Source organism: Streptomyces ipomoeae 91-03 (genome assembly GCF_000317595.1).
In the GTDB taxonomy this organism is placed as follows: Bacteria; Actinomycetota; Actinomycetes; order Streptomycetales; family Streptomycetaceae; genus Streptomyces; species Streptomyces ipomoeae.
The window spans coordinates 1-11,039 of record NZ_AEJC01000672.1 but is presented as its reverse complement, the minus strand read 5'-3'; the positions used below and the strand labels follow the sequence as shown (position 1 = coordinate 11,039).

Sequence of the window (11,039 nt, the reverse complement as noted above, 5' to 3'; positions counted from 1 at the left end):
CCCGCAGGGCCGCTCGCCGCCACCTGACGACCTGTCAACTGCCGTACGTCAGCTGTCGTAAGCCGCAGACACGTACACCGTGCGCGGCGGCAGGTACTCCATCACCATCACGAGCGTCCCCGGCTCGATCCGGTCCTTCGCGGCGGCGGGGTACGCCAGGAAGTGCTCGGCGCCGCCGCGTACCCGGATGATCACCTCGCCGACGAGCCCGGGACCGACCACACCGGTCACCCGTCCCAACAGCCCGACCATCGACGCTTCGTCCATGGTCACAGAGTACGGGGCACAGGGGACGGACCGAACAGGTCACCGGCGCCGGGCGGCGGCTGCGGCGGCCACAGCTCGTGCCAGCGCTGGTCGGCCTCCAACTGGGCGGCCAGCGACAGCAGCAGAGGCTCGCTGTCGGCCGGACCGAGCAACTGCGCGCCCACCGGCAGCCCTTCGTCGACGAACCCGGCCGGTACGTTCACCCCGGGCCAGCCGAGCACGTTCCACGGCCAGGCGTAAGGGCAGGCGGCGATCATCGCGCGGTCGGTGCCGAGTTGGCCGAGGTCGAGCATGGAGCCGACGCGGGGCGGGGGAGTGGCGGTCGTCGGCGCCAGCAGGATGTCGTACGACTCGAAGAGCGCGCCGATCCGCCGGTGGAGCGTGGCCTCGGCGCGGCGGGCCAGCCGCAGCGGCGCCCCGCCGAGCAGTCGGCCGAGGCGGGCGGTGTCACGGGTGCGCCGGTCGAGGAGGTCCTGCCGGGTGATCTCGCCGACCCATTCGGCGATTCCGGCGGTGGCACGCGGGACGAACGTCAGCCCGATCTGCCCATAACGCGGCTCCGCCTCCTCCACCACGTGCCCCAGCGCGGCCAGCCGCTCCGCGACCGCGCGGACCCGTTCCCGTACGCGGGGGTCGAGCCGCGCGGGCAGCGCCGTGAACGGCGGCCTCAGGGACAGCGCGATCCGCAGCCGGCCGGGATCGCGCCCCACGGCCTCGGTCGCCTTGATGGCGGTCGGCCGGTGCAGGTCGCCCTCGTGGTTGCCGCTCGCGGCGTCCAGCAGAAGGGCCGCGTCGGCGACGGTACGGGCGAGGGTGCCGTTGACGGTGATGCCCTGGAAGGACTCCGGGCGCGGCCAGGTGGAGATACGACCGCGCTGCGGCTTGATGCCGACGAGATGCGTCCACGACGCCGGGATGCGCACCGAGCCCGCCCCGTCGGAGCCCAGCGCGGCCGGTACCAGCCCCGCCGCGACGGCCGCCGCCGAACCGCCGGAGGAGCCGCCGGGGGTGTGGTCCGGGTGCCACGGGTTACGGGTGGCGCCGAACGCAGGGCCCTCCGTGAACGGCCACTGCCCCAGCTCGCAGGTGTTGGTCTTGCCGACGACGATCGCCCCGGCCGCGCGCAGCCGCCGTACCGCCTCGCCGTCCTCCGGCAGCGCAGGGAACTCACCCCGGCAACCGAACGCCGTCGGCTCGCCCGCCACGTCCATGTCGTCCTTCACGGCCACCGGAACCCCGAGCAACGGCCGCCGTCCGCCCGCCGCCAACTCCTCGTCCGCCGCGTCGGCCTCCACCAGCGCCGCCTCCGCGCGCACCCGCCGAAAGGCGTTGACCGTCGTCTGACTCGCCTCGATCCGCGTGAGCGCCTGCTCCACCAGCGCCCGGGACGTCACCTCCCCCGCAGCCAACGCACGAGCACACTCCACCAGACCCGGCGCACGGTCGGCAGCCATGGGGAACACCTCCTGAAGCAGATCGGCTACCGAACGGTAACGTCTGTGCGGATGCCATGCCGCGGTCGGGGAGAACCCGCAGGCGGACACGGCGGTTCGCCCCGGAGCGAAGGCGACGGAAGCGGCGACCGCTCCCCCTCCTCGTGTGCCGGAGCCGCCCCACCGCCGTCCGGAACCCATAACCAGGTCCGATGCCGCGAAGCGACGCCCGAAGCCGGCCCCCCGCGTGCCAGGTGCCGCATGGTCAGGGCCAGATGCAGGCGCAGCCGCCCCGGGGGGTGCGCAGGGGCCAGCCGAGGAGGGCCTCCGCCTGGGCCAGACGGTCCTGGAGGGTCGAGTGGTGGACGTTGATCTCGGTGGCCGCCGCCCGGAGGCTCGCGGTGTACGCGACGGCGTGGAGGGTGACGAGCATCCAGGGAGCGCTCGCGACGGCAGCCTCCAAGTCCCGTACGTCCGACGATGGTTCGGCCCCGGGCGGGACCAGTTCGGCGAGCAGGGCGAGCCCGCCGAGGTCGTCGGCGTGGACCACTCGCTCGCCCGGGTCCTGCGCGGTGCCCTCGGCGGTGAACCGCAGCGCGGTCCGCGCCGCCTCCCAGGAGCCGGGCAGACCGAGCACGGGCACGGCGGGTCCGACGCCGACCCGCCCGGCGGGAAGCCCGGCCTCGACGGGGCCGCCGTCCTGCCGTACCGCCAGGATCCGGGGTCGGCCGCTGAGCGGGGCGAGCGCGCGGGCGCGGGTGGTGGGGGCGTCTGGGTCCAGGCCAAGGAGACGGGCCGCGTGCAGCCGGGCCTGTTCGCCGGCGGTGGGGTCGAGGACGGTCTCCACGAGCGCCGGGTCGTCGGCGGGGGAGACGGGCGCACGGCCGCGGGTCCGGTCCAGCACCACCCGGAGGGCGGACGCGGCCCGCTCCAGGATCACCGCGTCCACGACGCTCGGCTCGACCGTGCCGGGCCGCTCCAGAAACAGCGCGGGGACACCGTCCGGCACCAGCGCGGCGGACGGCCAGGCCGGGTCCGGCGGCAGATCGCTGTCCCGCCGCTCCCCGTCCGGCTCCACCCGCACGTGTACGCGCCGCTCGGTGTCGACGAGCCGCGCGGGGCACCCGGCGAGCACGGCCGCCCCCCGCACCAACGCCTCGAGCCCGGCCCGCGACTCGGCCAACGCGTCGAAATAGGCGATAACCCGAACAGCGGCCCCAGCATCCGGATCCACCGCGGTCAACCGCCCCGCCAGCTCTTTCATACGCCCATGGTGCGGCATGAACGAGACCGGACGCCCAGCAACTCGGTGCGGTGCGGCTCCGCCGCGCGGGCGCGACCAGCCCCCACCCACCCGCACCCGCCAACAAACCGCCCGGACCGAGCTAGAAGGCGGGGGTTGAAGGGGCGCAGCCCCTGGGTGGGGGAGGGACGGGTAGGGGCGGCGGGGGCGAGACCCCCCACTCACTCCCCAAGCACCCGCCGCAACCACCGCACATGCGCACCCCGGCTCTCCTGAGACAGCCTCGCCTGCGGAGCGAGCCCATCGAACCCATGAAAGCCCCCCGGCCACACATGCAGCTCCGCCACCCCACCGGCCTGCCACAACCGAGACGCGTAGCCGACGACCTCGTCACGGAAGGTCTCCGCGGAGCCCACGTCGAGAAAGGCCGGCGGCAACCCCGACAGATCCTCCGCCCGCGCCGGCGCGGCGTACTCGGACACGCCCGGACCACCCCGCCGCTCCCCGAGCAGCGCGGTCCAGCCGGTCTCGTTGGCCTTGCGGTCCCAGATGCCGAGCCCCGCCATCTGGTGCGCGGACGGCGTGTCGTTGCGGTCGTCGAGCATCGGGCACTGCAGCATCTGCCCGATCGGCCGCGGCCCCTTGCGGTCCCGCGTGAGCAGCGCCAGCGCGGCGGCCAGCCCACCACCCGCGCTGGCCCCCGCGATCACGATCCGCTCGGCGTCGCCCCCGATCTCCTCGGCGTGCTCCGCCGTCCACACCAGCCCGGCGTAGACGTCCTCGACGGGCGCCGGATGCGGATGCTCGGGCGCCAGCCGGTACTCCACGGACACCACGACGGCGCCCACCTCCCGCGCCCAGGCCTGGGCCGAGTCCACCCCGACCCGGTTGTTGCCGATGATCATGCCGCCGCCGTGGATGTAGTAGATCACCGGCAGCGGACCGGGCGTCGAGGGGGCGGTCGGACGGCAGATGAGCAGCGAGATGTCGGGCGCTCCCGCGGGCCCCGGCACCGCCCGGTCCTCGACCTCGAATGCCCCGCCCATGGTCAGGTCCAGCTGTGCGAGCATCTCGACGCCCGTCCCCTGACGGAGAGCCGGTATGTGGTCCGGGGTCAGCTCCTGCGGGAGCACCTCCTTGACCATCTCCAAAACGGCCGCGAGCTCCGGATCGAACGGGGGCGGGATCATGCTCATGGGCTTCTCCTCGTGCGGGTACCGTGCCGACGACGCGTACGGCGGGAACGCTGCGTACGGCGATGATGAGCGCGTCGACACGGCGCGAGGAGGCCGTCGTACGGCGGCGGTTGCCCGCCGACTGGCGGGTGGCCCCACCGCGAGGAACCAGGCAGGTGGCCGCCCGATCACCGGAGAACCGCGCGGGTGGCCCCGTGACCGCCGAACGGCGCAAGTGGCCACCCGACCGCGGTGCCCTGTACCCGGCCGACCGCGGAACCCCGTACTCAGCCGACCGCGTCCCCGCGCATCATCACGCAGTCGAACTCGACGACGTGCCCCGTCGCCGGATCGCGCGTGACGGGGTACATCCCGGTGATCCGGAAACCGCTCGCCTCGTACTCGGCGAGCGCCTCGCCCATCGTCGGGCTGCCCTCGTACAGCTGTAGCGCGGCGACCTCCGACTGCAGGCCCACGAAGTCGTCGACGTGTTTCCCGGCGCCGGCGAAGACTTCCAGGTCGTAGCCCTGGGTGTCCATCTTGAGGTACGGCCGGGGGAACGCGATGCCGTCGAAGGCACGGTCCAGGAGTCCGTCGAGCCTGCGGATCTCGATCTGTTCGGTGCGGGTGCGGGCGAACCGTCGGTAGCGGTCGCGGCCGTAGTCGCTCGGCGAGAGAAGGGAGTTCATGGAGTTCCAGCCGGTGTGGATCTCCGCGACGGTGTCCTCGCGACCCAGCCCCATCCGGTGCACCTGCCAGTCCGGGTCGTTCTCCGCGGTCCGTTGGAGCCGGGCGAAGGCCTCCTCGGTGGGCTCGAAGGACACGATGCGGCCGGTGTAGCCATGACTGCGCAGCCGTCGGCCGTATTGGCCGGCGTTCGCACCCACATCGAACACACAGTTCACGCCATACGTTTCGAGCATCGCGGCCACGTGCTGGGCGCACAGATACTCGGCCGCCGCCAGCTGTGTTCGCCGCTCGTCGGCCGCCGCATCCTTGTTCACCAGCAGATATGCGCCGCTGTCGCCGAGCCGGACGGCTTTCCAGTCGTCGGACGGCCGTGCGGTGCCGGAAGGGCGCGGGAACGCGGGGGACCGTGCCCCGAGGACCAGCCACATGTCCTTGGCCGGACGGGACACGACGTACCGGTCCATGGTTCTGACCAGTAGGTCGGCCCCCGTCGTCAGCGGAATCGCAGTGCGTGCGCCGCGTCGGGAGACCGCGGCGGTGCCCGGTCCGAGGTCCGTCACCTGCAGGCCCAACCGGGGCAAAAACCTGAGCAGCTTTCTGTAAAGGGTCGCCATCGATCCACCCTCGCAGAAATGGCGCGAAATGGTTGGCGGCATGCACAGGTTTCGAACGGATTCGCCAAACTTCCCAGCCACAAAGATCGGTGGCCCGGACCCGAGCCATCGTGTGGCCGGAGGTCCCCGGCCGGAACGCCGTTCACCGCTTCTGCAAGGATGCCCTCCTCATGGTGCAGATACCGAAAGAGCCCGCCCCGCCGTCGCCCCTGCCACGATCCGTTCCCACCAGCGCCGATGTGGCCCGTCTGGCGGGCGTCTCGCGTGCGACGGTCAGTTACGTGCTCAACAACACCAGCGCCGTCCGTATCAGCGAGCCCACGCGCCGCCGGGTCCATGAGGCCGCGAAGGAACTCGGATATGTGCCGCACGCGGCGGCCCGCAGTCTGCGGGCGGGGCACAGCCGCATGGTGCTGATGCCGACTCCGAAGGTGCCGATCGGCCCGCTGTACAGCCAGTTCTTCAACGACCTCCAGTGGGCCCTCAGCCGCCTCGACTACACCGTCGTGCAGTTCGGCGGCGTCGGCCTGCGCGGTGACGAGGCCGCCCGTGCCTGGGCGGAGCTGCGCCCGGTCGCGGTGATCGTGCCCGGTGAGGGGCTCGGCGCGCAGGGCGTGGCCATCCTCAAGCGCGCCGGGGCACGCGCCGTCGTCACCCTCAGCCCCGAACCCGTCGAGGGCGCCCACGTCCTGGTCCTGGACCACGCGCGCGTCGGCCACAGCGCCGGCCGGCATCTGGTCGAGCGCGGGCGCCGCCGGATCGGCGTCGTGGTGCCCCAGGAACCGGGTCTCGGGCTCTACTCCCGGCCCCGACTCGCGGGCGTACGGCGCGCGGTGCAGGGCACGGAGGCGACCGTCACCGAGCTGCCGCTCTCGTACGACGAGGCCGACGCGGCACAACTCGCCGCGCGCTGGCGCGACCTGGGCCTGGACGCCGTGTTCGCGTACAACGACGAGTACGCGATGCTGCTGATGCGGGCCCTGCAGGACGAGGGCATCGGCATCCCCGACGAGACGGCCGTCGTCGGCGCCGACGACCTCATGCTCGGCCGGCTGCTGCGGCCCCGCCTGAGCACCGTCCACCTCGAACTGCCGGCCGGCCGTGACCTCGCCGAGCTGGTCGACCGCGCGGTACGCGACCCCGGCACCCTCCCCGCGACCCACGACGTGCTCGGCGAACGGATCGTCCACCGGGAATCGAGCTGACGGAGGGCTCTGTCCTCAAGGTCCCGCCCGTACCGACGTCCTCAGGCGCCGCCCGGTACCGACTCGGCCGTCGGCTCACCGAGCGCTCACCGACCGTTCTGACCGACCGTCTCACTGACCGTTCTGCTCGGCCTGCGCCTGCTGTTCGGCGACGGCCTTGCGGACCTCGTCCATGTCCAGCTTGCGGGCCTGTCCGATGACATCGGTGAGCGCGGCCTCGGGCAGCGCGCCCGGCTGGGCGAACACGGCCACCTGGTCACGGACGATCATCAGCGTGGGGATCGACTGGATACCGAAAGCGGCGGCCAGCTCCGGCTGCGCCTCGGTGTCCACCTTGCCGAACACGAGGTCGGGGTTGTCCTCGGCGGCCCTCTCGTAGACCGGCGCGAACTGACGGCACGGCCCGCACCAGGACGCCCAGAAGTCGATGAGGACGAAGTCGTTCTCGGTGACCGTCTGGTCGAAGTTCTCCTTGGTGAGCTCCACGGTGCTGCTGCTCATGGCGTGCATCCCTCTTCCTGGTCTCGGTGCTCGGGGCGAGCCGCTGCCGACAACGCCGCCACGCGGCGGCGTATTCCGCGCACGTACCCGTGTGGCCACGACGCACACCACCAACCAGACTGACCCCATGACGGATACGGAACACACCGAAGACACGCAGGAAGCCGCGGCGCGGGAATACGACGTTGTGGTGCTCGGTGCCGGACCCGTGGGGGAGAACGTCGCCGACCGCACGCGGGCCGCCGGCCTGTCCACCGCGGTCGTGGAGAGCGAACTGGTCGGCGGCGAGTGCTCGTACTGGGCGTGCATGCCCAGCAAGGCCCTGCTGCGCCCCGTGATCGCCCGCGCCGACGCCCGCCGCGTCCCCGGGCTGCGCCACCTGGTGCAGGGCACGCTGGACGCCGCCGAAGTGCTCGCCCACCGGGACTACGAGACCTCCCACTGGAAGGACGACGGCCAGATCGCGTGGCTGGAGGGCATCGGGGCGGACCTGTACCGCGGCCACGGGCGGCTCGCCGGGGCGCGCAGGGTCGTCGTGGACGCTCCCGGCGGCGGGCGCCACGTCCTGAGCGCCCGGCACGCCGTGGTGATCTCCACCGGCAGCCGCGCCCAACTGCCCGACCTGCCGGGCCTCGCGCAGGTCAGGCCCTGGACGAGCCGCGAGGCCACCAGCGCGAAGGAGGTCCCCGGCCGGCTGATCGTCGTGGGCGGCGGTGTCGTCGCCGTCGAGATGGCCACCGCCTGGCGGGCCCTCGGCTCCGAGGTCACCGTCCTCGTCCGGGGCAAGGGGCTGCTGCCCCGCATGGAGCCCTTCGCCGGGGAACTCGTCGCCGAGGCACTCACGGAGGCGGGCGCGGACGTCCGCACCGGGACGTCGGTGACGGCGGTGTCCCGCGAGAGCGAGAACGGGCCCGTGGTGGTCCTCACGGACGCCGGCGACCGTCTGGAGGCCGACGAGATCCTCTTCGCCACCGGGCGCGCCCCGCGCACCGACGACCTCGGCCTGGACACGGTCGGCCTGGAACCGGGCTCGTGGCTGCCCGTCGACGACAGCCTCCGGGTGACCGGCAGCGCCTGGCTCTACGCGGTCGGCGACGTCAACCACCGGGCGCTCCTCACCCACCAGGGCAAGTACCAGGCGCGGATCGCCGGGGCCGCCATCGCCGCCCGCGCGGCCGGTGTCCCGCTGCTGGAGAGCGACCCCTGGGGAGCCCACGCCGCCACCGCCGACCACGCGGCCGTCCCCCAGGTCGTCTTCACCGACCCGGAGGCCGCCGCCGTCGGTCTCTCCCTCGCCGAGGCGGAACGGGCCGGCCATCACGTCCGCGCCGTCGACGTCGAGTTCTCGTCCGTGGCCGGGGCCGGCCTCTACGCCGACGGCTACCGGGGCCGCGCCCGCATGGTCGTCGACGTCGACCACGAGATCGTCCGCGGCGTCACCTTCGTCGGCCCCGGCGTCGGTGAACTCATCCACTCCGCCACCGTCGCCGTCGCCGGAGAGGTCCCGATCGACCGCCTCTGGCACGCGGTCCCCTCGTACCCGACGATCAGCGAGGTCTGGCTACGGCTGCTGGAGGCGTACCGGGGCTGACCGGGTCGGCTCGGCGCGGACTGGGTTATTCCGGCAGCAGGAAGCCGAGGTCGCGGGCGGCGCGGGCCGGGGTGGGGTCGTTCCAGCGCTCGGCCATCGCCTGGTTCGAGGAGAGGGAGCGCAACTCGGCGCGGTCGAGGTAGAGAGTGCCGTTCAGGTGGTCCGTCTCGTGCTGGACGATACGGGCGGGCCACCCGGAGAACTCCTCGTCCACCGCCTGCCCGTGCTCGTCCAGGGCCCGCAGCCGGACCTTGGCGTGCCGGGCCACCACGGCCTGCCAGCCCGGCACGCTCAGACAGCCCTCGAAGAACGCGTCCCGGTACGGCCCCACGGCCTCGTACGACGGATTGACCAGCACCCGGAACGGCTGCGGGACCCGGCCGCGGGCCAGCCGCACCTCCTCCGGGACCGGCGCCGGGTCCTCGACCACCGCGATCCGCAGGGACACCCCGACCTGGGGTGCGGCGAGGCCGACGCCGGGCGCCGCGTGCATGGTGGCGCGCAGGGCGGCGATGAAGCGGGCCAGGAGCGCGGGGTCCAACTGGCCGTCGAAGGGCTCGGCGGTGCGGCGCAGCACCGGGTCGCCCGCGGCCACGATCGGCAGCGGGCCCTCATGGGCGAGCAGCTCCTCGACCCGGTCGCTCAGCGGGCGGGACTCGGCGCGATCACGTTCGGCAGACATCGGGCCAGGATGCCAAGCGGGCTGTCGCGATGCGAGGCGGCTCTCGCGAAGACGCGACACACCCGATAGCGCGATCTGTGACCCGCGTCACAGTGATCGCCGGGAACTCGACGCCCCCACGCCCCGACTACTGAACCGCCACGACGTCCCCGCACCCCGGAGCAGCCCGCCGATGACCATCGCCCCCTCGACCGAGACGGACGAAGCCCAAAAACCCGTCAAGCCCGAGGTCACCCGGAAGGGCTGGGCCTCGCTCAGGCCCCTCGTCCTGCGGCTGCACTTCTACGCGGGTGTCCTCGTCGCCCCGTTCCTGCTGGTCGCGGCGCTGACAGGTGGGCTGTACGCCGCCTCGTTCCAGATCGAGAAGTTCATGTACGCCGACGAGACGACCGTCTCGGCGGTGGGCGACGAGAAGCTGCCGATCTCCGAACAGGTGGCCGCCGCCCGCGAGGAGTACCCCGAGGGCACCATCTCGGCGATACGCCCCTCGCCGGAGGACGACGCGACGACCCGGGTGCTGCTGTCGGGCGTCGAGGGCGTCGACGAGAGCTACACCCTCGCGGTGTTCGTCGACCCGTACACGGCACAGGTGCGCGGGGCGCTGGAACAGTACGGGTCGACCGGGGCGCTGCCGCTGCGGACCTGGATCGACCAGTTCCACGCCAACCTGCACCTCGGCGAGACCGGACGCCTCTACAGCGAACTCGCCGCCAGCTGGCTGTGGGTCATCTCGGGCGGCGGCCTCGTGCTGTGGTTCGCCCGCCGCAGGGCCCAGCGCAAGGTGCGCGGGACCACCGGCCGCCGCCGCACCCTGGGGCTGCACGGCACGGTCGGCGTATGGGCGGCGGCCGGGTTCTTCTTCCTCTCAGCGACGGGCCTGACCTGGTCCGCGTACGCCGGCGCGAACATCGACGTCCTGCGCACCGAACTCCACCAGGCGACCCCGGCGATCTCCGCCGCGGCGGGCGACCACGGCAGCCATGGCTCCGGCGCGGCGGAGGGAGGGGGCGCCGCGGAGGGCGACCTGGACAAGATCCTCGCCGCCGCACGCGCCGAGGGCCTGGGCGATCCCGTGGAGATCGTGCCGCCGGCCGACGCGTCCTCCGTGTACGTGGTGCGGCAGGTCCAGCGCAGCTGGCCCACCAAGCAGGACGCGGTGGCCGTGGACCCGACGACCACCGAGGTCACCGACACCCTCCGGTTCGCCGACTTCCCGGTGCTCGCCAAGCTCAGCCGCTGGGGCATCGACGCCCACACCGGCGTCCTGTTCGGCCTCGTCAACCAGCTTCTCCTGATGGCTCTCGCGGCCTCGCTGATCGTGCTGATCCTCTGGGGCTACCGCATGTGGTGGCAGCGCGGACGCGGCTCGTCCTTCGGCCGCCCGATCCCACGCGGCGCCTGGCAGCAGGTACCGCCCCACATCCTGGTCCCCGCACTCGCGCTCATCGCCGTCCTCGGCTACTTCGTCCCGCTCCTCGGCATCCCCCTCGCCGCGTTCATCGTGATCGACGTCGTCCTGGGCGAGATCGCCCACCGACGCGGCAGGCGGACGTACGGGGGCCGGACCGAGCCGACGACGGCCGAGCCGAAGACGGACGTGGCGGCGAAGTAGGGCGGTACGCACGGCGAAGCAGGGCG

Annotated in this window: 9 protein-coding genes and 1 pseudogene; 3 read left to right on the top strand and 7 right to left on the bottom strand. The window is 73.0% G+C overall.

The annotated features are described in order from the left end of the window. Positions 1-48 precede the first annotated feature (48 nt). The 5 genes and pseudogenes from STRIP9103_RS44285 to STRIP9103_RS44265 form a co-directional block, all read right to left on the bottom strand. Positions 49-273: a hypothetical protein gene (locus STRIP9103_RS44285; protein ID WP_009343008.1), complete on the bottom strand. Its 225-nt coding sequence runs from the start codon at positions 271-273 to the stop codon at positions 49-51. Beyond that, complete coding sequence (locus tag STRIP9103_RS44280) at positions 270-1,721, bottom strand: amidase (RefSeq protein ID WP_009343012.1); 1,452 nt, start codon at positions 1,719-1,721, stop codon at positions 270-272. The genes STRIP9103_RS44285 and STRIP9103_RS44280 overlap by 4 nt, the downstream gene beginning before the upstream one ends. A 221-nt stretch (positions 1,722-1,942) precedes the next feature. Next, positions 1,943-2,964 (bottom strand): annotated as a pseudogene (locus tag STRIP9103_RS44275) (helix-turn-helix domain-containing protein); the annotation flags it as partial. Positions 2,965-3,164: 200 nt separating this feature from the next. Continuing rightward, on the bottom strand, positions 3,165-4,139 hold the full coding sequence (locus STRIP9103_RS44270) for an alpha/beta hydrolase (RefSeq protein ID WP_009343005.1): 975 nt from the start codon (positions 4,137-4,139) through the stop codon (positions 3,165-3,167). 266 nt (positions 4,140-4,405) lie between these two features. Beyond that, complete coding sequence (locus STRIP9103_RS44265) at positions 4,406-5,272, bottom strand: FkbM family methyltransferase (protein WP_234022462.1); 867 nt, start codon at positions 5,270-5,272, stop codon at positions 4,406-4,408. A 320-nt stretch (positions 5,273-5,592) separates the two neighbouring features. Between STRIP9103_RS44265 and STRIP9103_RS44260 the strand changes: the two genes are divergently transcribed. Then, positions 5,593-6,627, top strand: a complete 1,035-nt coding sequence (locus STRIP9103_RS44260) for a LacI family DNA-binding transcriptional regulator (protein WP_048822289.1) — start codon at positions 5,593-5,595, stop codon at positions 6,625-6,627. 111 nt (positions 6,628-6,738) lie between these two features. Here the strand turns inward: STRIP9103_RS44260 and trxA are convergent, their stop codons facing one another. Continuing rightward, positions 6,739-7,137, bottom strand: a complete 399-nt coding sequence (gene trxA, locus STRIP9103_RS44255; protein WP_009343003.1) for a thioredoxin — start codon at positions 7,135-7,137, stop codon at positions 6,739-6,741. Between the two features lie 118 nt (positions 7,138-7,255). On the opposite strand from trxA, the gene STRIP9103_RS44250 reads away from it, so the two are divergent. Next, positions 7,256-8,719, top strand: a complete 1,464-nt coding sequence (locus tag STRIP9103_RS44250) for a dihydrolipoyl dehydrogenase family protein (RefSeq protein ID WP_048822284.1) — start codon at positions 7,256-7,258, stop codon at positions 8,717-8,719. A gap of 25 nt (positions 8,720-8,744) precedes the next feature. Here the strand turns inward: STRIP9103_RS44250 and STRIP9103_RS44245 are convergent, their stop codons facing one another. Then, positions 8,745-9,401 (bottom strand): peptide deformylase, encoded by a 657-nt coding sequence (locus tag STRIP9103_RS44245; protein WP_009343007.1) that lies wholly within the window; start codon positions 9,399-9,401, stop codon positions 8,745-8,747. A 172-nt stretch (positions 9,402-9,573) separates the two neighbouring features. On the opposite strand from STRIP9103_RS44245, the gene STRIP9103_RS44240 reads away from it, so the two are divergent. After that, on the top strand, positions 9,574-11,013 hold the full coding sequence (locus STRIP9103_RS44240) for a PepSY-associated TM helix domain-containing protein (RefSeq protein WP_009343009.1): 1,440 nt from the start codon (positions 9,574-9,576) through the stop codon (positions 11,011-11,013). Positions 11,014-11,039: the final 26 nt, after the last annotated feature.